The sequence below is a fragment of the Frigoribacterium sp. CFBP9030 genome (assembly GCF_034045195.1).
GTDB lineage: Bacteria > Actinomycetota > Actinomycetes > Actinomycetales > Microbacteriaceae > Frigoribacterium.
Genome location: NZ_JAXCWG010000004.1, coordinates 265,946 through 290,841, shown reverse-complemented (window position 1 = coordinate 290,841; position 24,896 = coordinate 265,946). Strand labels below are relative to the sequence as shown.

Here is a 24,896-nt window from a genome sequence, read left to right as displayed (position 1 = left end):
CTTGTTACTGAGAACAGTTATCACTTAGCTTAGGGGCATGATCGAACCGCTGCCCACCCCTCGGCTCTCGCGACACCGGGGAGTCGTCCTCGTCGGCGGCCAGAGCCCAGCCCTCGTCGGACGCCTCGCCGACGAGCTCGCCGGCCCCGCCAGCCGACGACTCTCCACCGAGCGCGAGCGCCAGCCCGAGCCCCGACCCGACCTCGACCCCGACCTAGGCCCCAGTCCCGACCCGCACACCGCCGTCGACACCGTCCACCGCCTCGCGCTCGACCTCGCCCACGACGGCGCCGCGGTCGACATCGTCGCCTCGGTCGAACCCGGCACCCCGCTGCGGCCCACCGGGCTGATGCTCGGCGCGCTGCTCGACGCCGATCTGGGGCTGCCCGACGGCCGGTCGCTGTTGCAGCACGTCGTCTCCGTCGTCAGCGCGGTCGACCTCGCCGAGCTGGTGCTGGGCGGTGTCGACGACCGGTTCCGCGCCGCCGAGCACGTCGTCGAACTGGTCGAGTACGCAACCGTCGTCGCCCTCGCCGACACGGACGCCGTGCCCGCCGCCGACCGCCGGACGCTCGAGCGGCTGCTGGCGAGGCTCGCACCCGAGGCGGCGGTGCTGCCCGTCGACGAGGTGACCCGCACCTCCTTGGCGACCCGAGGAGGCGCGGCGCACCTCGGCAGCGCAGCCGGCTGGATGCAGGCCCTCTCGGAGCACACCCCCGACCTCGCCCACGACGGGACGATCACGACCTACGTCTACCGCGACGAGCGCCCGTTCCACCCCGAGCGCCTCGCCGCCGTCGTCGAGCGCACCTTCGCGCCGGGGGCCGTGGGGACGGTGCTGCGATCGCGCGGGTTCACCCAGTTCGCCACGCGGTGCGACCGGGTCGGGTCGTGGTCGAGCGTCGGGCAGATGCTGAGCCTCGACCCCACGTCGAGTCCGTCGTGGCACCCCGACTCGCCGCACGGTCAGCAGATCGCGTTCTTCGGTCTGGATCTCGACGTGGCGACGATCCGTCGTGAGCTCGACTCGTGCCTCCTGAGCGACGCCGAACTGCTGCGGGATCCGGCCGAATGGCGGGACTTCGTCGACCCGTTCCCGGTCTGGGCCGCCGGCTGAGGCCGAGGTAGGGCGGGGTCTACGGCTGCACCGGGTCGCTCCACGTGGGGAAAGGCTCATGCTCGCCCGGCAGGGACTCCTCAGGGAACGGAGTCACGTCCCGCTTGCCGATCGCTAGTCGCAACTCGCCCGCGTCGTTCGTCCAGTACAGCTCGCTATACACGACCAACGAGTACTGCCCGTTGTCACGCACCGTGTACGTCAGCCACCACCCATCACCGGTGTCGGCGCGCACCTCGCTCTTCGTGTCACTCTCGCGGGTGCCGTACTTCCAGCCCTTCTCATCGAAGTACGAGCTCATCGGCTCGAGATTGGCGACCGCACCACTGGCACCCTCCGGCCGAAGCGTCCGACCCACACGGAAGTAATAGCTCTTGTCACCATCGGCCCCCGGTAATGGCTCACCGAACGACCCCGGACCGCCCGCGCTCGGCAGCACATCCCCGCCGTTCCACCGCCACGCATCATCCGACACCTGCAGCTGCGCCTCGTCGAGCACGGACTCGATCTCCGAGTACCGCTTAGCCGCGAGCCCGAACTCCTCCTCCAGCGACAGCTCCGCCACCTCTGCCTGCGTCAACCCTGCCGCATCGCGAGGCTCGCCGCCGACGGCAGATCCCGCCCCGGAGGTGCACCCCGCCACCGCGAACACCGCCACCACCGACAGCACCACGGCTCGAAGAACACCCCCAAATCTGATCATGATCTACGGCTGAACCGGATCGCTCCACGACGGGAACGGCGAGTACTCACCCGGCACGGACTCCTGCGGGAAATCGGCCGGGTCACGATCGGCGATCGCCGAGAACAACGCACGCGAGTCGTTCGTCCAGAACGGCTCGCTGTACACGGCGAGGGAGTACTGGCCGTTCGGACGAACCGTATAGGTGACCCACCACCCGTCACCGCTGTCGGCTCTCGCCTCGAAATTGCGGCCGATCTCGCGACTACCCGACTCCCAGCCCTTCTCGTCGAAATACGCGATCATCGGATCGAGATCCGCCCGCTCACCCTCGGCACCCTCCGGCTCGAGAATCCTCCCCGCTGTGAAGAAGTACGAGTTGTCATCGTCCGCACCAGGCAGCGCCTCGCCGAACGCGTCGGCCCCCGCTGCGACAGGAAGCACGTCACCACCGTTCCAGAACCATGAGCCGTCCGAGAGCTGCACCTGCGCCTCCTCGAGCACGCCCTGCATCTCGACATACCGCTCAGCCGCCAGCCCGAACTCGTCCTCCAGCGTCATCCCAGCCACCTCCGACTGAGTCATCCCCGCGGCATCCCGTGCATCCTCGCTCGCCGACCTCTCCCCGGAGGCGCACCCCGCCACCGCGAGCACCATCACCACTGACAGCACCACAGCTCGAAGAACACCCCCAGGTCGCGTCACGATCTACGGCTGAACCGGGTCGCTCCACGTGGGGAAAGGCTCATGCTCGCCCGGCACGGACTCCTCAGGGAACGGAGTCACGTCCCGCTTGCCGATCGCTAGTCGCAACTCGCCCGCGTCGTTCGTCCAGTACAGCTCGCTATACACGACCAACAAGTACTGCCCGTTGTCACGCACCGTGTACGTCAGCCACCACCCATCACCCGTGTCAGCGCGCACCTCGCTTTTCGTGCCGCTCTCGCGGGTGCCGTACTTCCACCCCTTCTCATCGAAGTACGAGCTCATCGGCTCGAGACCAGCGACCGCACCACTGGCACCCTCCGGCCGAAGCGTCCGACCCACACGGAAGTAATAGCTGTTGTCACCATCGGCCCCCGGTAATGGCTCACCGAACGACCCCGGACCGCCCGCGCTCGGCAGCACATCCCCGCCGTTCCACCGCCACGCATCATCCGACACCTGCAGCTGCGCCTCTTCGAGCACGGACTCGATCTCCGAATACCGGTCCGCAGCCAACCCGAACTCGTCCTCCAGCGACATCCCAGCGACCTCTGCCTGCGTCAACCCCGCCGCGTCCCGTGCATCCTCGCCTGTCGACCCCGCCCCGGAGGCGCACCCCGCCACCGCGAGCACCGTCACCACTGACAGCACTACGGCTCGAAGAACACCCCCAGGTCTGATCATGAACTAAGGCTGAACCGGATCGCTCCACGAGGGGAATAGTTCGTATTCGCCCGGCACAGACTCGCGCGGAAACGGTGTCACGTCCCGCTTGCCGATCGCCAGACGCAGCTCACTCGAGTCGTTCGTCCAGAACACCTCGCTGTACACATCCACCGTGTACTGCCCGTTAGGTCGAACCGTGTACATGACCCACCACCCGTCACCGGTGTCGGCCCTGGCCTCGAAGTTCCGGCCGATCTTCATGCTGCCCGACTCCCAGCCCTTCTCGTCGAAGTACTGGATCATCGGATCGAGATCGGCACGCTCGCCCGTCGTCCCCTTCAGTTTGACGTTTCGGCTGGTACGGACGTAGTAGCTGTTGTCCTCGTTGGCACCCTCAGGCGCCTCACCGTACGCATTGGCCCCACCCATGACCGGGAGCACATCACCACCGATCCAGACCCACGAGCCGTCTGAGATCTGTAGCTGCGCCTCCTCGAGCAGGCCCTGCATCTTGACGTACCGCTCCGATGCCAACCCGAACTCGTCTTCCAGCGACATCCCGGCGACCTCTGCCTGCGTCAACCCGGCGGCGTCCCGTCCACCCTGTCTCACCACGTCATCTCCGTTCTTCGCGTTCGTCCCGCAGCCTGTCGTCACGAGCACCAGGATCGTCGCCACCAACGCGGCGACATGATGCAGGCGTTGGTTCTTGACTTCGTTCATCAGTCCGGTCTTCCATTAGCGACGATCTGCGAGATGGTCTTGAGGGATGTCGTGTCCGCCGAGAGGTACCCGTTCTGGTCGGACCCGGAATCCAAGAACATGTCATGCTGCGTCACAGCCTCGGTACCCGGTCCGGCCCCGGACGAGAATACGTGCACACCGTCGAGGATCGTCGGGTTCGTTCGCGTACCGAGACCGAGAGCCAGCCCGACAGGCGCGAGCCCGTCTCCCCAGGCCTGAGTCGCATAGACCTCATCGGCGTTGAGGTCATAGACCGTCGCTTCGTTCGTCAACCCCACGGAACCGTAGGAGATGAACGAGTCGACACGATGCTGGGTCAGCAGCAATGCCTCCGACGTCGTCGTCGAACCGTATGAGTGGGCCATGACGGAGTATGAGTCCGCCGGGACGTCGGCACGACTGTCATGCAGGCCGTCCATGAACGACGCAAGTTCGGCTGCCCCGGACAACGCACGAGCGGGAGACGCCACTTCGAATTCACTAGGCGAGTTGTAGCCCATCCACGAGACGACGGCATAGCTAGCGTCCGGGTTCCCTCTCACAGCGGCTCGGACCAGCTCATCCGCTGCCGTCAACGCCGACTTCATCTCCCCCGCGTTCGATTTCATCCCTGGGACGTTCACGGTTACGTTGGAAGCGGTGTCAAGGTCGCCAAGCGAGATGGCGGCCACGACGGCCCCGTCGTGCACACCAAAACCGACAAGCTGCGCAATGCTCGAGGCGCCATCCTGCCCGAGCAGTTCTTTCGCCGTTAGGTCGGCCTGGTCCACCGCCTTCCTCAGCGCGACAACCTGCTCCTCGAAGTCCTGCTCGGCCAGCGGCCCGTCCGGCACGATTCCCATCAACTGCGCTACCGCTTCTGGATTCGCGACGGCGGCATCCAGAACGGCACGGGAGGCAACGTCCCGCGAGACCGCAGGGACGCCGTCCAGGTTGGCCAGGAAGTACTGAGCAACGAGCGGAAATCCTTCAATGTATGCGTCTGACTGCGGCAGCAGCGCGTACGCCTCGGCGACCTCAGCAGGGGTGAGACCGGGCTGCAGCAGTTTGGTGAGTGCCGGTGAAGCGGCGGTGATGACCACTCCATCCAGCCGCAGGTCGGGCAGTGACGCGCCGCCCGCCGCATCGAACTCCGCCGCGATCCCCTCGATCCAGGTCGCGTCCAGTGCGTTCTCTGCCATGAGGGTGTCGAGACTCGTGATCACCGTCGACGACTCGATGGGCACCCATGAGCATGCCGACGCGAAACGCGTCCAAGCGTTCTTCATCTGGATCACGTGCTGAGCCGTGCTCAGATCGGAAGCTCGACTCATGCCGACGAAGGTCCGCAGCACGTCTGGATCAGCTGACGAGGTTCCACCGGACGCACCGCCACGTGTGCGGTTTCGCTCGCGGGCGCTGTAGGCAACGGAGATGGGCGTCGCCCTGATCGGAACTTCCGACGGTCTTCGGTCGACGAGCTCCGAGACGAACGCCGAAGACTCCTGGAGCACATCACCAGATCCACGCTGACGTTCGCGCTCGGCCTCTCGCTTCTTCCAGTCAGACAGGTCGGAGAGACGCTGACGCTCGTCGTCAGCCTGTCGCCTGGACTCACCCACGGCAGTCATCAGGTCTGTGAGCACACCAGTCAACGACAGCGTGTCCTCGGATCGCACGATGTTGGCTTGCGTGAAGAGAGTCGCGTACGCGCCCTTGAAGTCCGCCACCACGCCCTCGACCGAGAACCGGTTCGTGAACGCTTGCTCACCCAGGTCGCTCGACGCCCCGTCCGCCGCAGCGATCAACGCATCGGCCGCGCCATCGTCGAACTCGATCGTCGTCATGCCCACCACACCCCCGTGTGAACCCACTTGTCTGTGCCTCAGAACCTACACGGTCCTCGCCCGCGTCCCCGCGCCTCCTGCGACACCCCGTTCCCGGCGCTGCACCCGCATCTATCGGGGTGCAGCGCCGAAAACGGGGTGCAGTGCGAGCCGAGGAGGCGCGGCGCGGCTCAGCGGGCGGCGAGCGCCTCGACCGGGGTCACCGAGGTCGCCCGGCGAGCCGGCACGAGCGCCGCCACCCCGGCCAGCACCGCTGCCGTCAGCGCCAGCCCGACGAGCAGCGGCACGGGCAGCGTCGGCGCGATCAGCATCCCCTGGTTGGCGGCCCCGAGCAGCGACTGCGCCCCGGCCCAGCCGTAGACGGTGCCGAGCACGACCCCGACGACGATCGCCGTGACGGCCATCTGCGCCGCCTCGAGCAGGATCATCCCGCGGATCTGGCCCACCGTCGACCCGACGGCGCGCAGCAGCCCCAGCTCGCGCCGCCGCTGCAGCACGCTGAGCGACATGTCGTTCACCATGCCGACCGCGGCGATCACGGCCGAGAAGCCGACGAGGCCCGCCATGACGAGCAGCGTCGTCGTGAACATGGTGTCGAGCTCGGCCGCGTAGGCAGGGTCCTGCTGGATGCTGCCGATGAAGCTGCGGAGCGTCTCGAGCGCCACCGACATCGTCGTCACCAGGGTCACGCCGATCACGATGCCGATCGTCGCCCGGGTGCTGCGCTCGGGCTGACGCACGGCGTTCTCGGCGGCCAGGCGCGCCACCTGACCCGAGCCGAACAGGCGGCCGACCGCGGCGAGCCCGGCGGGCATCACCGTGTGGGCGCCGACGACGACACCCGAGAAGGAGAGGACCCCGCCGACGAAGGCGACGAGCACGCCGGCCTCGTTCGCGAGCCCCATGAGCACCCCGGCGAGCAGCAGCACGCCGCCCCCGACGACGAGCAGCGCCGCCAGCACCGTGCGGAGCACCCGGCGGGGGCGCGAGCCGACCGGCTCCTCCTGCACGACGCCCGTGGCCTGCAGCGGGGTGACCTGCAGCACGCGACGCGAGCCGATCCAGGCGGCGGCGACCGTGGTCGCGACGACGGCGACGGCCGGCACGAGGCCGCCGACCGAGACGAACGAGTAGTCGAGGTCGGGCAGGGTGCCGCGGGCCACCAGCACGCCGACGGCGACGACGACCAGCAGGGTGCCGACGACGACGCCGATCAGCGCACCGGCGACGCCGACGACGAGCCCCTCGCGGGCGACGACCCGACGCTGGTCTCGGGCCGACGAGCCGAGCAGGCGCATCAGGGCGATCGTGGGCGTGCGACCGGCGACCACCGTGGTGAAGGTGTTCGCCGTCACGATCGCGCCGACGTAGAGGGCCAGACCGACGAAGACCGACGCGACGAGATCGAGCATCGTCGACACGGTGCCGCTGGCCGCGACCGCCGGGTCGGACGCGATCAGCTGCTCGAAGACGTGCGACACCGAGAGCAGGGCGACGCCGAACGTGGTGCCGAGCGCGGCGACGAGCACGCTGGGGCGGTGCTCGAGCAGCTGGCCGCGGAGGGCGGAGCGGGCTGCGGCGCGGGCTCCGGTGGGCGCAGAGCCGCGGGCACCGGCGCGGTCGACCGTCGCGGCGCTCACGCGTCACGCTCCAGCTCGAGCATGACCTGCGAGATCTCGGCCGGCGTGCTGGCGCCGACCTCGTGCACGATGCGTCCGTCGGCGAGGAACACCACGCGGTCGGCGTAGCTCGCCGCGACGGGGTCGTGGGTGACCATGGCGATGCTCTGGCCGTGGTCGCGCGAGGCGGTGCGCAGCACCTCGAGCACGTCGCGGCCGGCCTTCGAGTCGAGGTTGCCCGTGGGCTCGTCGGCGAAGATCAGATCGGGCCGGGTGGCGAGCGCGCGGGCGATCGCGACGCGCTGCTGCTGTCCGCCCGAGAGCTGGTGCGGCCGGTGCGTCAGACGCGAGTCGAGGCCGAGGGTGCCGACGAGCCAGTCGATCCAGGCGCGCTCCTCGACGGAGGCGCGGCGGCCGTCGAGCCGGAACGGCAGCTCGATGTTGGCCGACACGTCGAGCGTGGGCACGAGGTTGAACGCCTGGAAGACGAAGCCGATCCGGCGGCGGCGCAGCAGCGTCAGCTGGGTGTCGTCGAGGCGCGTGATGTCGGTGTCGCCGAGCATCACCCGGCCCGAGGTCGCCTGGTCGAGCCCGGCGGTGATGTGCATGAGCGTCGACTTGCCCGAGCCGCTCGGGCCCATCACGGCGGTGAACTGCCCGGCGCGGAGGTCGAGCGACACGTCTCGCAGAGCGTCGACGCGGCCGTCGCCGAGGCCGAACGACTTCGTGACGTTCTCGACGCGGGCGACGGGCGCCGCGCCTCCTCGGCTGGTGGGGGTGGCGGGGTGGGCTGCGGGGTGGGCTGCGGGGTGGGTCATGAGGGGGGTCCTGTCGGAGAGAGGGGTCGAGGAGGCGCGGGTCGGCACCGGCGAGGAGGCGCGGGTCGAGACCGGCGCGGAGGCGCGGGTCGGCACCGGCGCGGAGGCGCGGGTCAGCGGCGCAGCGTGCTGCCGCCGTCGTCGCCGGGCACGGCCTCGAGGGTCGTCCAGCTGGCCCAGCGGTCGTCGACGGTGGCGGTCACGCGACCGTCGCCGCACGACACGAGACCGGTCGTCGGGAGGGGCTGCGGCAGCGTCTCGGTCGGCATCGCCGGCCCGCCGAGATCGCCGTCGACGGGCTCGCAGGCGTCGAGGTCGACACCCTCCGCCGAGGTGAACGACAGCTCGTAACCGGGCTGCTCGGTGTCGAGACGCACGTCGATGTCGCGGGCGTCGGCGGGCACCCAGTCGGGCATGAACCAGGCGACGTCGTCGGAGGTGCGCGAGCTCGGAGCATCGGCGTACGTGTCGTAGTGGCGCTGCTGCACCTGCTCGCTGCCGAGGGCCTCCTCGGCGGCGCTGACCATCGACGAGCAGCCGGTCAGGGCGGCGATGCCGGCGACTCCGAGGGCGGCGAGCGCCCCGGCGCGCAGACGGCGGCGGGTGGTGGGCGTGGTGGTGGCGGCGTGATCTTCCATGCCTACGATCCTCGCGACGCGTGCCACGCGGCCCTATGACGCCCGCACCCAGACCCGCGCGGGGGTTATCCCCCTGGCTGCCCGCGGCGCGTCCGCCGCCGCCGCACCGAAGAACCGCGTTCGCGAAGATGAACTGCGATACATCGCGGTTCATCTTCGCGAACGCGGTTCATGGCGCGGCGCGGAGCGGCAGGAGGTCAGGCCAGGGGCGCGACCTCGACCCCGACCAGCCGGGGGTCGGTCAGCGAGACGGGGTGCACGTCTCCGGTGAGCAGGAGGCGCGCCTCCGTCTCGCGGGTGTCGCACGACGGGCCCACCCACAGCTCGACGTCGCCGGGCTCGACGACCCGACGGCCGTGCCGGTCGGTGAACGCCAGACGGGTGGTGGGCACGTCGAACTCGACCCGCGCCTCCCGACCCGGTTCGAGCGTCACCCGGGCGTAGCCGAGCAGCTGCGCGACCGGCCTCGTGACCGAGCCGATCACGTCGCGGGCGTAGAGCTGCACGAGGTCGGTGCCCGGGCGGTCGCCCGTGTTGGCGACGCGCACCGAGGCGGTGAACGAGCCTCCGGCGGCCACTTCCGCGGCCGAGGCCGACGAACCGGCCGAACCTGACGAGCCCGGCGAGCCGGCCGAGCCCGACGAGCCGGCCGACGGACCGGCCGGCGACCCGACCACCAGGTCGGTCCGCTCGAACGTCGTGTACGACAGCCCGTGGCCGAACGGCAGCACCGGCGTGCTGTCGGCGCTCGTCACCTCCGAGGGGCCGCCGAGCACGGGGTGCAGGTACGAGAACGGCTGCGCTCCGGCCGAACGGGGCAACGACACGGGCAGGTGACCCGAGGGCTCGACGCTCCCGGTGAGGACGCCCGCGACGGCGGCGCCGCCCTCCTCCCCCGGGAAGAACGCCTGCACGACGGCCGCCGGCGCCCCCGCGCCACCGACCGCCCACCCGATCGCATAGGGCCGCCCCGACAGCACGACCATCACCACGGGCGTGCCGGTGGCGACGACCGCCTCCACCAGGTCACGCTGCACCCCCGGCAGCTCGAGACTCTCGACGTCGTTGCCCTCGCCGACGGTGCCGCGACCGAACAGACCGGCGCGGTCGCCGACCACCACGATCGCCACCTCGGCGTCGCGGGCGGCGGCCACGGCCTCGTCGATGCGCGACCGGTCGTCGCCCTCGACGTCGCAGCCCGCTACGACCGTGACGTCGGCGCCCGGCAGCTCGAGCCGCAGCGCGTCGGCGACGGTCGGCAGCTCGATGCCGAGCGGCACTCCCGGGTGGTGCGCCAGCACGTGGTTGACGAACGAGTAGCAGCCCATCAGGGCCTCGGCGCTGTCGCCGTTCGGCCCGAGCACCACGATCGAGGCCGGGCCCGCACCCGCACCCGCACCCGCACCCGCAGCCGCACGAGCACCAGCGCCAGCCCCAACACCAGCACCCGCACCCGCACCCGCACCCGCACCGACCAGCGGCAGCACCCCGTCGTTCGTCAGCACGACGACCGACTCGTCCGCCAGTCGCCGTGCGACGGCGCGGTGCTCGCTCGAGTCGAGGTCGAACGCGGCGGGCGGCGGCGTCTCGAAGGTCTCGTCGAGCAGGCCGAGCTCCTCCTTCTGCGCGAGCACGCGCAGCACGGCCCGATCGACCAGCGCCTCGTCGACCAGCCCGGCGCGCACCCGCTCGGCCAGCGGCGCGAGGTAGGCGTCGCCGGTCGGCAGCTCGACGTCGATGCCGGCTTCGAGGGCCAGCGCGGCGGCCTCGCCCCGGTCGGCCGCCACCGCGTGCATCACCTGGAGGAACGCCACCGAGAAGTAGTCCGACACGACGACCCCGTCGAACCCCCACCGGCGGCGCAGCAGATCGGTCAGATACGACGGGGTCCCGGCGACGGGCACCCCGTCGATCTCGGCGTACGAGTTCATCACCGAGCGGACCCCGCCGTCGAGCACGGCCATCTCGAACGGCGGCAGCAGGACGTCCTCGACGAACCGCGGCCCGATCTGCGCCGGGGCGTGGTTGCGCCCCGCCGCCGACGCCGAGTACCCGACGAAGTGCTTCAGCGTCGCATGCACCCCGGCGTTCTGCAGCCCCCTCACGTAGGCGGTGCCGATGGTGCCGACCACGTACGGGTCCTCGGCGATGCACTCGTCGACCCGCCCCCAGCGCGGGTCGCGGATCACGTCGAGCACGGGTGCGAGCCCCTGGTGCACGCCGAGCTCCCGCATCGACCCGCCGATCAGCTCGGCCATCCGCTCGACCAGCTCGGGGTCGAACGACGCGCCCCAGGCCAGCGGCGTCGGGAAGGTCGCGGCCTGCCAGGCGGCGAGCCCGGTCAGGCACTCCTCGTGCACGAGGGCCGGGATGCCGAGACGGGTCTCGTCGCGCAGGCGACGCTGTTCGCGCCACAACCAGGAGGCGCGCTCGGCGGGGTCGACCGGTCGCGTCCCGTAGACCCGCGTCAGGTGCCCGAGTCCGTGTCGGGTGGCGTCCTCGTAGTCGCCCGAGGTGGCCATCTCGCCCTGCATCGGCGCCACGTTCTCGGCCCCCTGGTCGACCCACCAGCCGACCAGCTGCGCCAGCTTCTCGTCGAGGGTCATGTCGGCGAGCAGAGCGGAGACCCGGCCGGAGGCGCGGGGTTCGCCCCGCAGGAGGGTCGCCTCGGCCGTGTCGGTCGCGGGAGACTGCGGTCGCTGGGCGGTGTCGGTCATGTCGGCTCGCGCCTCCTGGTCTGAGGGGTTCTGCACCGTCTCGGTGACGGTGTCGGCGGCGGTCATCCCTTGACCGCCCCGGTGAGTCCGCCGACGATGCGGCGCTCGAAGAGGCTGAAGAAGATCAGCGCGGGCAGCATCGACAGCGCGGTGAAGGCGAGCACCCGGGCGGTGTCGACCGAGTACTGCGACGAGAACGCCTGCACGCCGAGCGGCAGGGTGAACGTCGACGGGTCGTTGAGGATGAACAGCGGCAGCAGATACGAGTTCCACGCGCCGATGAACGCCAGGATGCCCACGGTGATCACGCCGGGCAGCGACAGGCGCACCACCATGCGGAAGAAGAAGCCGAGGCGGCTGCAGCCGTCGATGAACGCGGCCTCCTCGATCTCGTCGGGGATCGCGCGGAGGAACGGCACGAGGATGATGATCGTCGTCGGCAGGGCGAACGCGATCTGCGGCAGGATGACCCCGGCCAGCGAGTTCGTCAGCCCCAGGTCGCGGATGACGAGGTACAGCGGCGTGATCGCGACGGTCATCGGGAACATCAACCCGGCGGCGAACATCGCGTAGAGCACGCCGCGACCGGCGAACCGGTAGCGGGCCAGCACGTAGCTCGCGGCGAGACCGAGCGCGACGGTGCCGATGGTGGTCGCCCCGGCCGAGATCAGCGAGTTGCCGACCTGCCGCCAGAACGTGCCCTCGGTCAGCACGTCGAGGTAGTTGCCGATCTGCCACGGGCTCGGGAACCCCGACGGGTCGGTCGTGATCTGCGCATTCGTGCGGAACCCGCCGAGCACGATGAACGCGACGGGCGCGAGCATCGCCACGATGACGACCAGGGCGACCACGTACGCGACGCCGCGTCCGGGATCGGCGATCCCGCGCCTCCTTCGCTTCGGCCGGTCGTCGGTGGAGGCGGACCCGCGGCCCCGAGGAGGCGCGGCGAGGGTCGAGGCGGTCATCGTTCTTCTCCTGCGGTGGTGGCGGAGGTCGTCACGGCGCCGGCCGTGTCGCGACGCAGCACGTAGCGCTGGTAGACGAGGGCGACGACGAGCGAGATGAGGAACAGCACGACCGCGACGGCGTTGCCGTAGCCGTAGCTGCCCGAGGTGCGGCCGTTCGCGACCATGTAGGTGGCCATCGTCGAGGTGCCGGCGGTGGCCGCGATGTACTGACCCCAGATGATGTAGACGAGGTCGAACAGCTGCAGCGAGCCGATGATCGACAGGAACGCCCAGATGCGCAGCGTCGGGCCGAGCAGCGGCAGCGTGATGCGGCGCTGGATCTGCCACCAGCTGGCGCCGTCGATGGCCGCGGCCTCGCTGAGCTCCTCGGGGACGCCCTGCAGACCGGCGAGGAACAGGATGACGGCGAAGCCGACGTACTTCCAGGTGATGATGACGAGCAGGGTCCAGATGGCGATGCTCGGGTCGGCGAGCCAGTCCTGCGCGAGCGAGCCGAGGCCGAGCTTCGTCAGCATGTCGTTGACGGCGCCGCTGCCCTGGAGCATGAGGCTCCAGCCGGTGCCGACGACGACCTCGCTGATGACGTAGGGCACGAAGATCAGCACGCGGATCAGCGACTGACCGCGGAGCTTCCGGTTCAGCAGCAGCGCCAGACCGATCGCTACCGGGCCCTGCAGCACGAGCGAGAGCACCACGATGGTCGCGTTGTGGCGGAGGGCGTCGAGGAACGCGACGTCCTGGAAGATCGTCAGGTAGTTGCGGAACCCGACGAAGTCGGTCGGCGCCCCGAAGCCCGACCAGCTGAAGAAGCCGTAGTAGGCGGCCATGACGATCGGGAACACCACGAACGCCAGGAACACCACGAGGGCGGGTCCGACGAGCAGGGCGATCTCGAGACCCCGGGCGCCACGCCCCTTCCGGGACACGGCCCGGGAGGCCGCCGGGGGCGATGCGAGCGCATCGCCCCCGGCGGTGGCGTGAGCCCGCGAGGGTGCGGCGGGCCGCACGGAGGGTTCGCGGAGACTCACGATGCGACCCCTACGCCTTCTTGGCGGCGGCGTCGACGGCCTCGACGAACTGCTCGGGCGTGCCGTCGCCCGAGAGCAGGTCGACCACGGCGACGTTCATCGCGTTGCCGACGTTCAGGCCGTAGACGGTGTCGAGCCACTGCGACACGAACGGGGCGTCGTTGTAGGCGGTCAGGACGTCCTGCAGGTAGGGCTCGGTGACCGACTCCTGAGCGACCGTGTTGACCGGAGGCGCGTTGAAGGCCTTGTAGTAGGCCGTCTGGACGTCGGGGGTCGCGAGGTAGTTCAGGAAGTCGACGCACGAGTCGGGAGCATCGGTCGAGCACGAGTACCCGTCGACGCCGCCCATGATGGCGCCGGTCTCGCCGTCGCCGCCCTCGATCTCGGGGAACGGGAACCAGCCCAGGTCGGGCAGCGGCTTCTCGTCGGGCGTCAGCGAGGCGATGACGCCGGGGTTCCAGGCGCCCATCAGCTCCATGCCGGCCTGCTTGTTGGCGATGAGGCCGGCCGAGCTGCCGGCGCCCTGCTGGGCGGCGGTGGTGAGGAAGCCCTCGTTGAACGGCTCGGTGTCACGGAAGTCGGCGAGGTCCTGGGCGGCGTCGACCCAGCACTGGTCGCTGAAGTCGCGGTCGGTCGCGGCCTGCTCGAGCACGTCGCTGCTGCAGGCGCGCAGGGCGAAGAAGAAGTACCAGTGCGCGGCGGGCCAGGCGTCCTTGCCGCCGAGCGCGACGGGCTGCACGTCGGCGTCCTTCAGCTTCGAGACCGCGTCGTCGAGCTCGTCGATCGTGGTCGGCGCCGCGTCGATGCCGGCCTCGGAGAAGAGATCCTGGCTGTACCAGAAGCCACCGGGCAGCACGGCGACGGGCATCGAGTAGACCTTGCCGTCGACCGAGCCGGCGCCGAAGGTGCCCTCGCTGATGTCGGCCCGGGCGTCGTCCGAGATGCTGTCGCTGATGTCCTTCACCTGGCCGGCCTCGACCATCGCCGAGAGCTTGCCGCCGCCGCGCTGGAGGAACACGTCGGGCGCGTCGCCCGAGTTCAGGGCGGTCTGCAGCTTGCTGTCGAAGTCCTCGTTCTGCACGGTCTGGACATCGATCGTCACGTCGGGGTTGGCCTCCTCGAAGTCGGCCGCGGCCTTCACCCAGAAGTCCTGCCCGGGGCCGGTGGTCGAGTTCTGCCAGAGGGTGAGCGAGCCGTCGTCGTCTCCCCCGCCTCCTCCGGTGCTGCAGCCGGTCAGCAGTCCCGCTCCGATCAGCAGGGCCGCAGACCCGGCCAGGAGCCGTCGAGATGTGGTCATGGTTCCACCTTTTCCTCTTCGTTGAGCGGCCGTGGTCGGCCGAGCGCGCCGTGCTCCGATGCGCGGCGTCGCCTCAGTGTCGAAAACGGCTGCGCAGGTGTCAAACGTTTTCGAAAACCATTTCGACGTGACTAGGATTCGGCTCGTGATGACGAGTCGGGTGACCATCCACGACGTGGCGAAGGCCGCCGGCGTCTCGACGGCGACCGTTTCGAAGGCCGTCAACGGGCGGTACGGGGTCTCGCCCCAGGCGATCGAGCGCGTCATGGCCGCGGTCGACGAGCTCGGCTACGAGTCGAGCCTCGTCGCGAGCAGCATGCGCGCCCGGCGCACCGGGGTGATCGGCGTGCTCGTCGCCGACTTCGAGCCGTTCAGCTCGGAGGTGCTGAAGGGCGTCGGCGCGGCCGTCCGCTCGCGCGGCTCGGAGTACGACCTGCTCGCCTACAGCGGCGCCCACCACGGCGAGAACAGCGGGTGGGAGCGCCGGTCGCTCAGCCGACTGAGCGGCACCCTCATCGACGGGGCCATCCTCGTGACGCCGTCGGTGCTGACGACGACCGTGAGCATCCCGGTCGTGGCCGTCGACCCGCACACCGGTCGCACCGACCTGCCCTCCGTCGAGGCGGACAGCCGCGGCGGGGCCCTGCTCGCCGTCGAGCACCTGCTGGCGCTCGGGCACCGCCGCATCGGGTTCCTGTCGGGGCGCCCCGACCTGCGCTCGGCGTCGCTGCGCGAGGCCGGCTACGTGCAGGCGCTGCGGGCGGCGGGCATCACGCGCGACCCCTGCCTGACCCGGCACGGCGACTTCGAGCTGACGACGGCGCGGCAGGCCGCCCGCTCGCTGCTGACCCAGGCCGACCGGCCGACCGCCGTGTTCGCGACGAACGACCTGTCGGCGATCGCGCTGCTGCGCACGGCGCTCGAGCTCGGACTGCGCGTGCCGGACGACCTCAGCATCGTCGGCTTCGACGACATCCCCGAGGCGTCGCGCGAGTCGCCGCCGCTGACCACCGTGCAGCAGCCGATGCAGCGGCTCGGGAGCGCGGCGGCGGGCATGCTCTTCACGATGCTCGACGGGGGCGCGCCGACGACGCCCGAGGTGCAGCTGCCGACGCGCCTGGTCGTGCGCGGCACGACCGCCCCGCCGGCCGCGCGCGGCGCCTGACCCCGCACCGGCCGCCGCACGCGGGCGCCTCCCGCAGCGCCTGACGCGCGCGCAGCGCCTGCCGCCGGCGAACCATGAACCGCGTTCGCGAAGATGAACCGCGTTCTATCGCGGTTCATCTTCGCGAACGCGGTTCATCGCCAGGCGGGACACCGGCGGGAGGCGCGGGCGAGAGGCGGGAGGCGCGCCAGGCGGGAGGCCGGCGCGGGCCGGGGGCACGCGGGCGGGAGGCACCGGCAGGAGGCGCGGTGCCGGTCTCGCGGGCCGCACCGGCTACGATCCACGAAGGGCACCCGGGTGCTCGGACGACGTCGTCCTCTCCTTCGAGCGACGCGTGAGGCGTGACGAGGCGAGGTGCGGGCCGTGGCGGCGACGAGAGACGATGTGGCGCGGCTCGCCGGGGTGTCGGCCAGCACCGTCTCGTACGCGATCAGCGGTCGCCGCACGATCTCGGCCAGCACGCGCCAGCGGGTCGAGCAGGCCATGGCCGACCTCAGCTACACGCCCAACGCGTTCGCCCGCGGGCTCGCCGGGTCGCGCGGCGGGATCCTCGCGCTGCACTACCCGTACAGCCGCCGGGGCGTGACGTCGTCGGAGTTCGAGTACGTCGCCGCGGCCACCGATCGGGCGCGCGAACGCGGCTACCACCTCCTCCTCTGGTCGCATCCGATCAACGACGTCGACGGGCTCGGCAGCCTCGTCAGCGAGGGGCTCGTCGACGGGGTCATCCTGATGGAGCTGACGGCGAGCGACGCTCGGGTCGCGGTGCTGACCGACTCGGGCGTGCCGTTCAGCAACATCGGCCGACCCGACGACGCCGACGGGCTGTGGTTCGTCGACGCCGACTACGAGTCGCTCGGGCGGATGGCCGTCGACCATCTGGCCGATCTCGGGCACGAGCGGGTGTTCTTCCTCAGTCAGATCATCGCGTCACCCGAGCGGGGCTCGGGTCCGCTCGACCGCGCGACCAGCGCGCTGCAGCGACCCGCCGCCGAGCGCGGGCTGCGACTCGAGACGCATCTCGCCGAGAACTCGGTGCCCGGCGGTCGCGCGGCGTTCGAGGTGTTCGACGCGCGGCCGAGTCGACCGACCGCCGTGCTCGCGTTCAACGAGACGGCCCTCGCCGGCTTCGTGCAGTCGGCCGCCGCGGCCGGGCGGTCGATCCCCCGCGACATCAGCGTCGTCGCACTCAGCATCGGCGACCTCGCGGCGGAGATGACGTCGCCCCCGCTGACGACGGTCAGCCCGCCCGGCATCCGGATCGCGGCGGCCGCCGTCGACGATCTCGTCGACCGCATCGAGGGGCGTCGGCACGATGCGCCACACGTGTTGATCGCGCCCCGATTGACGGTGCGGGGCAGCTCCGCACCCGTTACGAGCCCGTGACCTGAGCGACCCTCGATCCGGTTGCGCGCCTCCTGAGGCTGTGTGAAGATCGTCGTCGACGCGCGTCGACGACGACGTGTCGCGGAGACCGGCTGACAGCACGACCGGTCGCCTGTCTTGCACTCAATGAGGAGAAACCAATGCGAGCATCCCTGCACCGTCGGATCACAGGCCCTCTGGCCATCCTGGCGGCATCCAGCTTCCTGATGGTCGGCTGCTCCGGCACCGCCGACCCCAACGACCCGAACGCGGGCGGCAGCGGCGGCGGCGCCGAGGTCGGCACGGCCGACGGCGTCGTGAACATCTACGGCACCATCAACGGCGACGAGGCGACCCTGCTCGAAGAGAGCTGGGCCGACTGGGAGACCGAGAACGACATCGACATCAAGTACACGGGCGACAAGGAGTTCGAGAAGCAGATCGGCATCAAGGTCCAGGGCGGCGACACCCCCGACCTCGCGATCTTCCCGCAGCCCGGTCTGCTCGCCGACACCGTGTCGTCCGGCAAGGTGCAGGAGCTCCCCGAAGAGGCTCTCGCCAACGTGAAGGACGGCTGGTCCGAAGACTGGCAGAAGTACGGCCAGGTCGACGGCACCCAGTACGGCGCCCCCCTGATGGCCAGCGTCAAGGGCTACGTCTGGTACTCGCCCGCCAAGTTCGAGGAGTGGGGCGTCGAGGTCCCCAAGACCTACGACGAGCTCGTCGAGGTCTCGAAGACCATCCAGGAGAAGAGCGGCGAAGCGCCCTGGTGCGCCGGCTTCAACTCGGGTGAGGCGTCCGGCTGGCCGGGCACCGACTGGATCGAGGACCTCGTGCTGCGCGAGGCCGGCCCCGACGCCTACGACTCGTGGGTCTCGGGCGACACCGAGTTCACCGACCCCGACATCAAGGCCGCGTTCGACTCAGTCGGCACCATCCTGCAGGACCCCTCGATGGTCAACGCCGGCTACGGCGACGTCAAGTCGATCAACTCGACCGCCTTCGGCGACGTCGCGACCAACGTCGCGAACGGCAGCTGCGCGCTGACCCACCAGGCCTCGTTCTTCGAGGGCTTCCTGACCGCGGCGAACAACGCCGACGGCCAGCCCGCCACGGTCGCCGAAGACGGCGACGTGTGGGCGTTCCTCACCCCGCCGATGGAGGAGGGCGACCCCGCCGCCGTCACCGGTGGCGGCGAGTTCGTCGCCGCGTTCTCGAACGACGACGACACCGCCAAGGTGCAGGCGTACCTCGCCAGCGCCGACTGGGCCAACAGCCGCGTCTCGCTCGGTGGAGTCATCTCGGCCAACCAGGGCCTCGACCCCGAGAACGCCGGCAGCGACCTGCTGAAGAGCGCCGTCGAGATCCTGCAGGGCACCGACACCACCTTCCGCTTCGACGGCTCCGACCTGATGCCCAAGTCGGTCGGCTCGGACTCGTTCTGGAAGGGCATGGTCGACTGGATCGACGGCTCGGACACCGAGACGGTCCTCGAAGAGATCCAGGCCGGCTACACCTCCTAGTCGCCCGACAGTCAGGGGTCGCCGCTCGTCGGCGGCCCCTGACCCGTACCCTCACCCGTACCCGAAAGGACAGCGATGTCCAGTTTCTTCCAGTGGCTGGCGGGGATCCCGCCGCTCGCTCAGATCCCCCTGATCCTGCTCGCCTTCACGGCCCTGGTCGGCATCGTGCTGGTCTTCGTCGAATTCGCGCCCCGTCGCGGCCGCCTGTACACGATCCTCCGCCTCGCCGTCTGCGTGCTCGTACCCGTCGGGGTGCTCTTCGCCTTCGGCCTCTACAACTCGGTCATGTGGGTCGCCGTCATCGCCGCCGTCCTCGGCGGCGGGCTGTTCCTGCTCGACTACCGCTCGAAGCGCGGCGCCGGCTACTCGCTGCAGCTCATCGGGTTCATGGCCCCCGCGGTCTTCTTCCTGATCATCGGTCTGATCTACCCGACCATCACGACCGCCGGTCAGGCCTTCATGAAGAACGACGGGTCGGGCTTCGCCGGCATCGACAACTTCATCTGGGTCTTCACCAGCCCCGACGGCCTGACCGCCTTCGGCAACACGCTGATCTGGGTGCTGCTGGCCCCGATCACCGCGACCGCGATCGGTCTCGCCTACGCCGTCTTCATCGACAAGAGCCGCGGCGAGAAGTTCCTCAAGCTGCTGGTCTTCATGCCGATGGCGATCTCGTTCGTCGGCGCGTCGATCATCTTCAAGTTCTTCTACGACATCCGTCAGGGCGAGCAGATCGGTCTGCTGAACGGCATCCTCGTCGCGTTCGGCGGGCAGCCGGTCGACTGGCTCGGATTCGAGCCGTGGAACACCCTGCTGCTCGTGATCGTGCTCATCTGGACCCAGGCCGGCTTCGCCATGACCGTGCTCTCGGCCGCGATCAAGGGCGTGCCCGCCGAGCAGCTCGAGGCCGCGTCGCTCGACGGGACCAACGGGTTCCAGGCCTTCCGCCACATCACGGTGCCGGGCATCCGGACGACGATCATCGTCGTGCTCACGACGATCTCGATCGCGTCGCTGAAGGTCTACGACATCGTCTCGGCCATGACCGGCGGTCGCAACGACACGACCATCCTCGCGTTCGAGATGGTGCGACAGTTCCAGCTCGGCAGCCGCACCGGCTACAGCTCGGCACTCGCCGTGATCCTGTTCATCCTCGTGCTGCCGATCGTCATCTACAACGCCCGTCAGATCCAGAAGCAGAGGGAGATCCGATGACCGCCACCCCCACCCCGGTCGGTGTCGCCGTCACCCCGGGCACCGAGAGTCAGCTGAAGCGCGGCGTCGCGAGGATCGAGAGCTCGAGCGGCAAGCTGAAGAAGGGCACGACCAGCCGGGGCGCCACCATCGCCGCGCTGATCATCGCCGTGATCTGGACCCTCCCCACCGCCGGTCTGTTCATCTCGTCGTTCCGCCCCGCGAACGACATCAAGACCACCGGCTGGTGGACGGTCTTCGCGAACCCCGGCTTCACGCTCGACAACTACGTCAACGCGCTGAACTCGGGCGACAGCCTCACCCTCGGCAAGGCGTTCCTCAACTCGCTGGTCATCACGCTGCCCGCGGCGCTGATCCCGATCACGATCGCGAGCCTCGCGGCCTACGCCTTCGCCTGGATCGACTTCAAGGGTCGCAACACGATGTTCGTCCTGGTCTTCGCCCTGCAGATCGTGCCGATCCAGATGGCGCTCGTGCCGCTGCTGCGTCTGTTCTCGGACGGTCTGCGGATCGGCGGGCTGTACATCCTGCCGGGCCTCGGGGTGAACGGGCTCGACGGCTCGTTCGCCAAGGTGTGGATCGCGCACACGATCTTCGCCCTGCCGCTGGCGATCTTCATGCTGCACAACTTCATCAGCGAGATCCCGGCCGAGGTCATCGAGGCCGCGCGCATGGACGGCGCGGGGCACGGGCAGGTGTTCTTCCGCATCGTGCTGCCGCTGTCGATGCCGGCCATCGCCTCCTTCGGCATCTTCCAGTTCCTGTGGGTGTGGAACGACCTGCTCGTGGCGACGGTGTTCACCTCGGGGCAGGGGTTGCCGATCACGAAGGCCCTGCAAGACCTCTCCGGGTCGTACGGCCAGTCGTGGGAGCTGCTGACCGCCGGCGCGTTCATCTCGATCATCGTGCCGCTGATCGTGTTCTTCGCGCTGCAGCGCTTCTTCGTGCGCGGGCTGCTGGCCGGGGCGACGAAGGGCTGACCGCCTGCGGGAGCCGAGGAGGCGCGGGTCGGTCGACCCGCGCCTCCTGCGTTCCCGGGTCGCGCATCATGAACCGCGTTCGCGAAGATGAGCTGCGATATGTCGCGGTTCATCTTCGCGAACGCGGTTCTTCGCGTGGGGAGGATGCGGGTGCGGGGCGCGGGAGCCTAGGAGGCGCGGGGCGCGGGGGCGGGCGCACTCGAGCCCGCGACGTGCAGCACGCACGGCAGCAGCACCTGCGTCAGCTCGGCAGCAGCACCGGCACCAGAACCGGCAGCTGCACCGGCAGCAGCACCGACACCGACACCGGCACCGGCACCGGCACCGGCGTCGAGCCGCGCGACGAGCGCCTCGACCGCCAGCCGCGCCATCTCGGCTCCCGGCGCGTCGAGCGTCGTCATCGTGGGCTCCGTCGCGGCACCGGCCGCCCGTGACGACGCCAGCAGCACCACCGAGACGTCGCGCGGCACCTCGCGCCCGGTCGCCGCGAGGCCGCTCTGCAGCCCGCCGGTCGCGTCGTCCTTGAGCATCAGCACCCCGGTGACGTCCGGCAGCGCCTCGACGAGATCGTGGGCGGCCTGCCGCCCGCCGGCCGCCGACTGCCCGCTCGTGACGACGGCCGAGCGGAGTCCGCGGCGGGCCGTCGATGCTCGGAACGCGTCCTCCGTGCGGGCGGTGGGTCCGTACCCGACGATCGGGGTCCCCGCGAAGTCCTCGACCACGAGGCCGATGCTGCGGTGCCCCAGCGACTGGAGATGATCGAGGGCCTGTTCCACCGCCTCCTCGAAGTCCATGTCGACGTAGGGCACCCGGTCGTTCTGCGACGTGCGCCCCATCGACACGAACGGCAGATCGAGCTCGAGCAGCGCCTCCACGCGCGAGTCGTGCAGCTGCACCTCCATCACGAGCACCCCGTCGAACAGCCGCCCCGACACGAGCTCGCGCACGTCGTCGTCCGTCTGCCCGGTGGGCCAGAGCACGAGGTGGTAGCCGAGCTCGGAGGCGCGCGTGGCGGCGCTCATGAACATGTGGAGGGCGATGCCGCCGAGACGCTGCTCGAGCGCCGGGAACAGCAGGGCGATGATGCGCGTCCGCTTGCTGGCCAGGGCGCGGGCGACGACGTTGTTCGTGTAGCCGAGCTCGCCCATGGCGTCGGTCACCCGCCGGTGCACCCCCGCCGACACGCTGCGCGACCCGTTCACCACGAACGACACCGTGGCGATCGACACCCCCGCCCGTGCGGCCACCTCTCGCATGGTCGCCACGACTCTCCTTCGCTCGACACCAGGCTAGTGCGGCGGACCCGCAGCGCAGACATCGGACGGATCCGTGTTAACCGCTTTACATGTAAAGCGGTTAACTGCTAGCTTCCCTGCAACGGAGCAGCGACGTCGCACTCCGCCTCTCGGGTCGACCCCGCGTGGCCGACGTCGCCGGCCGCCCACCAGTCACCGAGAGAGAGCTGAGCAATGAAGCCCGCATCGATCCGCACCAGAACCCTCACCGCGACGGCCCTCGTCGCCGTCGTCCCCCTCGTCCTCGCCGGGTGCACCGGCGGCGGAGGCGGAGGCGCGTCCTCCGGAGGCTCGGTCGACAAGATCACCGTCGTCGACTACTACGGCGAGAACGACGAGAAGGTCATCACGACGTTCCTCGACCAGTGCGGCACCGAGAACGGCGTCGAGATCGAGCGCACCATGGTGCCCGGCGGGTCGCTCATCCAGCGGGTGCTGCAGCAGGCGTCGTCGCGCACCCTGCCCGACGTGCTGATGCTCGACAACCCCGACCTCGCGCAGATCGCCGAGACGGGCGCGCTCACCCCGCTGTCGCAGTTCGGGCTCGACGCCGACGGCTACGCCGAGGGCGTCGTGCAGTCGGGCACCTACGACGGCGAGCTCTACGGCCTCGCGCCGACCGTCAACACGATCGCGCTGTTCTACAACAAGCAGGCCCTGGCCGACGCCGGGGTCGAGCCGCCCACCACGTGGGACGAGCTCGAGACCGCCGCCGCGACCCTCACCTCGGGCGACCGGTACGGCATGGCCGTCGACGCCAACGCGACCTACGAGGGCACCTGGCAGTTCCTGCCCTTCATGTGGTCGAACGGCGGCGACGAGAAGGACATCGCGACGCCCGAGACCGCCGAGGCGCTGCAGCTCTGGACGGACCTCGTCGCCGACGGCTCCATGTCGAAGAGCGTCGTCAACTGGACCCAGGCCGACGTGAACGACCAGTTCATGGCCGGCAAGACGGCGATGATGGTCAACGGCCCGTGGCAGCTGCCCGCCCTGAACGCCCAGACCGCCGTCGAGTACGGCGTGACGACGATCCCGGTCAAAGACGCCTCCGACACCGCGGTCGCCCCGCTCGGCGGCGAGGTGTGGACGGTGCCGCAGACCGGCGACGAGGCCCGTCAGGCCGTCGCCGCGAAGGTCGTCGAGTGCATGAACTCCGACGAGAACCAGCTCGCCATGGCCGAGCAGCGCAACACGATCCCCTCGAAGACGAGCGTCGCGGACACCTACGCCGAGCAGCAGCCCGAGCAGGAGGCGTTCGTCACCCTGGTCGCGGGCGCCCGGTCGCGCACGGCGGAGCTCGGTGCCGACTGGCCCGCCGCCGCCACGGCCATCTACACCGCCGTGCAGGCCGCGCTGACCGGCCAGGCCTCACCCGCCGAGGCCCTCGACGACGCGCAGCCGAGCGAGTGACATGACCACCGCCTCCTCGATCGGCACCCGCCCGGTCGCCGGCGACGAGACCCCGGTCTCGCGTCGGCGGCCCGGCCGCGGCGATCCCGGCCCCTCGGGCCGCCGCACGACCCGCCGCAGCACGGCCCGCCGCTGGGAGCGCGTCTCGCAGCTGCTGTTCGTGCTGCCGGCCGCGCTGTTCATCGTCCTGTTCTTCGGCTACCCCGTGGTCAAGAACCTGATCATGAGCTTCCAGGCGTACACGACCACCACGTTCTACACGGGCGAGGCGCCCTGGGTCGGCTTCGCCAACTACGCCCAGGTGCTCGGCTCGCAGCTGTTCGGCACGGCCCTGCTCAACACGGCGCTCTTCACGATCGGCTCGATCGTCGGCCAGTTCGTCATCGGGCTGCTCTTCGCCCTGTTCTTCCGCCGGGCCTTCCCGCTCAACGGGATCCTGCGATCGCTGCTGCTGCTGCCCTGGCTGCTGCCGCTGATCGTCTCGAGCGCGATCTGGAAGTGGATCCTCGACCAGGACTCGGGCGTGCTGAACCAGTTCCTCGGGACGTTCGGCATCCCGGCCGTGCCGTGGCTGACCAGCCCGAGCGTGGCCCTGCTGACCGTGGTGCTCGTCAACATCTGGATCGGCATCCCGTTCAACACGACCATCCTCTACGGCGGTCTGCAGGACATCCCCACCGAGCTCTACGAGGCGGCGTCGCTCGACGGAGCCACCGGCTTCAAGGGCTTCCGTCACGTCACCTGGCCGCTGCTGCGACCGGTGGTCAGCGTGGTGCTCGTGCTCGGCGTCGTCTACACGATCAAGGTGCTCGACATCATCCTCGGGCTGACGAACGGCGGGCCGGCGAACGCGACGCAGACCATCGCGACGCAGTCGTACAGCCTCTCGTTCCAGCAGTTCGACTTCGGGTCGGGGGCGGCGCTCAGCAACGTGCTGATCGTCATCTCGGCCGTGTTCGCCGTCGTGTACCTGCGACTCAACCGGAAGGCCGTCGATGAGTGAGACAGCCCTGCGAGTCCCGAGCACCGGGGCCGTCGATCGTCGCGGCGCCGCACGCCGCCGACCGCTCTCGCGCCCCGAGGGGCCGAAGAAGTACCTGCTCAGCGCGATCGGC

The 24,896-nt window shown here is 70.0% G+C and carries 21 protein-coding genes; 8 read left to right on the top strand and 13 right to left on the bottom strand.

All coding sequences use genetic code 11. The features are described 5' to 3' along the window. Window positions 1–37 precede the first annotated feature (37 nt). Window positions 38–1,117, top strand: a complete 1,080-nt coding sequence (locus SOM13_RS07140) for a GTP-binding protein (protein WP_320479242.1) — start codon at window positions 38–40, stop codon at window positions 1,115–1,117. Between the two features lie 19 nt (window positions 1,118–1,136). Here the strand turns inward: SOM13_RS07140 and SOM13_RS07135 are convergent, their stop codons facing one another. From SOM13_RS07135 to SOM13_RS07080, 12 genes are all read right to left on the bottom strand, one after another. After that, the gene (locus tag SOM13_RS07135) at window positions 1,137–1,790 is read right to left on the bottom strand and encodes a hypothetical protein (protein WP_320479241.1); all 654 of its coding nucleotides are present in this window, start codon (window positions 1,788–1,790) and stop codon (window positions 1,137–1,139) included. Between the two features lie 33 nt (window positions 1,791–1,823). Then, a complete protein-coding gene (locus SOM13_RS07130) occupies window positions 1,824–2,360 on the bottom strand; it encodes a hypothetical protein (RefSeq protein WP_320479240.1) in 537 nt (178 codons plus the stop codon). A 147-nt stretch (window positions 2,361–2,507) separates the two neighbouring features. Next, the gene (locus tag SOM13_RS07125) at window positions 2,508–3,188 is read right to left on the bottom strand and encodes a hypothetical protein (protein ID WP_320479239.1); all 681 of its coding nucleotides are present in this window, start codon (window positions 3,186–3,188) and stop codon (window positions 2,508–2,510) included. A 3-nt stretch (window positions 3,189–3,191) separates the two neighbouring features. Next, a complete protein-coding gene (locus SOM13_RS07120) occupies window positions 3,192–3,893 on the bottom strand; it encodes a hypothetical protein (RefSeq protein ID WP_192061263.1) in 702 nt (233 codons plus the stop codon). Then, a complete protein-coding gene (locus SOM13_RS07115; RefSeq protein ID WP_320479238.1) occupies window positions 3,893–5,740 on the bottom strand; it encodes an alpha/beta hydrolase in 1,848 nt (615 codons plus the stop codon). The genes SOM13_RS07120 and SOM13_RS07115 overlap by 1 nt, the downstream gene beginning before the upstream one ends. A gap of 170 nt (window positions 5,741–5,910) precedes the next feature. Next, entirely contained in the window at window positions 5,911–7,380 is a 1,470-nt protein-coding gene (locus SOM13_RS07110) for an ABC transporter permease (protein ID WP_320479237.1), read from the bottom strand. Then, on the bottom strand, window positions 7,377–8,177 hold the full coding sequence (locus SOM13_RS07105; RefSeq protein WP_320479236.1) for an ABC transporter ATP-binding protein: 801 nt from the start codon (window positions 8,175–8,177) through the stop codon (window positions 7,377–7,379). Before SOM13_RS07105 ends, SOM13_RS07110 begins: the two co-directional genes overlap by 4 nt. A 113-nt stretch (window positions 8,178–8,290) precedes the next feature. After that, window positions 8,291–8,815: a hypothetical protein gene (locus SOM13_RS07100; RefSeq protein ID WP_320479235.1), complete on the bottom strand. Its 525-nt coding sequence runs from the start codon at window positions 8,813–8,815 to the stop codon at window positions 8,291–8,293. A gap of 197 nt (window positions 8,816–9,012) precedes the next feature. Continuing rightward, entirely contained in the window at window positions 9,013–11,421 is a 2,409-nt protein-coding gene (locus SOM13_RS07095; protein WP_320479276.1) for a beta-glucosidase family protein, read from the bottom strand. A gap of 173 nt (window positions 11,422–11,594) precedes the next feature. Then, complete coding sequence (locus tag SOM13_RS07090) at window positions 11,595–12,497, bottom strand: carbohydrate ABC transporter permease (RefSeq protein WP_320479234.1); 903 nt, start codon at window positions 12,495–12,497, stop codon at window positions 11,595–11,597. Continuing rightward, complete coding sequence (locus SOM13_RS07085) at window positions 12,494–13,528, bottom strand: carbohydrate ABC transporter permease (protein ID WP_414655514.1); 1,035 nt, start codon at window positions 13,526–13,528, stop codon at window positions 12,494–12,496. The genes SOM13_RS07090 and SOM13_RS07085 overlap by 4 nt, the downstream gene beginning before the upstream one ends. A gap of 10 nt (window positions 13,529–13,538) precedes the next feature. Then, window positions 13,539–14,825, bottom strand: a complete 1,287-nt coding sequence (locus tag SOM13_RS07080; protein ID WP_320479233.1) for an ABC transporter substrate-binding protein — start codon at window positions 14,823–14,825, stop codon at window positions 13,539–13,541. A 148-nt stretch (window positions 14,826–14,973) separates the two neighbouring features. Here SOM13_RS07080 and SOM13_RS07075 point away from each other — a divergent pair, with 148 nt between their 5' ends. The 5 genes from SOM13_RS07075 to SOM13_RS07055 all read left to right on the top strand — a co-directional run bounded on the left by SOM13_RS07075 (window position 14,974) and on the right by SOM13_RS07055 (window position 21,073). After that, a complete protein-coding gene (locus SOM13_RS07075) occupies window positions 14,974–15,990 on the top strand; it encodes a LacI family DNA-binding transcriptional regulator (protein ID WP_192061295.1) in 1,017 nt (338 codons plus the stop codon). Window positions 15,991–16,353: 363 nt separating this feature from the next. After that, complete coding sequence (locus SOM13_RS07070) at window positions 16,354–17,376, top strand: LacI family DNA-binding transcriptional regulator (protein ID WP_192061256.1); 1,023 nt, start codon at window positions 16,354–16,356, stop codon at window positions 17,374–17,376. Window positions 17,377–17,516: 140 nt separating this feature from the next. Then, window positions 17,517–18,878: an ABC transporter substrate-binding protein gene (locus SOM13_RS07065; protein ID WP_192061255.1), complete on the top strand. Its 1,362-nt coding sequence runs from the start codon at window positions 17,517–17,519 to the stop codon at window positions 18,876–18,878. 75 nt (window positions 18,879–18,953) lie between these two features. After that, complete coding sequence (locus SOM13_RS07060) at window positions 18,954–20,093, top strand: carbohydrate ABC transporter permease (RefSeq protein WP_192061254.1); 1,140 nt, start codon at window positions 18,954–18,956, stop codon at window positions 20,091–20,093. Continuing rightward, entirely contained in the window at window positions 20,090–21,073 is a 984-nt protein-coding gene (locus tag SOM13_RS07055; protein WP_320479232.1) for a carbohydrate ABC transporter permease, read from the top strand. The genes SOM13_RS07060 and SOM13_RS07055 overlap by 4 nt, the downstream gene beginning before the upstream one ends. A gap of 167 nt (window positions 21,074–21,240) precedes the next feature. Here SOM13_RS07055 and SOM13_RS07050 read toward each other — a convergent pair whose 3' ends face one another. Then, a complete protein-coding gene (locus SOM13_RS07050) occupies window positions 21,241–22,329 on the bottom strand; it encodes a LacI family DNA-binding transcriptional regulator (protein ID WP_320479274.1) in 1,089 nt (362 codons plus the stop codon). Window positions 22,330–22,542: 213 nt separating this feature from the next. On the opposite strand from SOM13_RS07050, the gene SOM13_RS07045 reads away from it, so the two are divergent. Then, the gene (locus SOM13_RS07045) at window positions 22,543–23,781 is read left to right on the top strand and encodes a sugar ABC transporter substrate-binding protein (RefSeq protein ID WP_192061252.1); all 1,239 of its coding nucleotides are present in this window, start codon (window positions 22,543–22,545) and stop codon (window positions 23,779–23,781) included. A 1-nt stretch (window position 23,782) separates the two neighbouring features. Next, a complete protein-coding gene (locus tag SOM13_RS07040) occupies window positions 23,783–24,784 on the top strand; it encodes a sugar ABC transporter permease (RefSeq protein ID WP_320479231.1) in 1,002 nt (333 codons plus the stop codon). The last annotated feature ends 112 nt before the right edge of the window (window positions 24,785–24,896 follow it).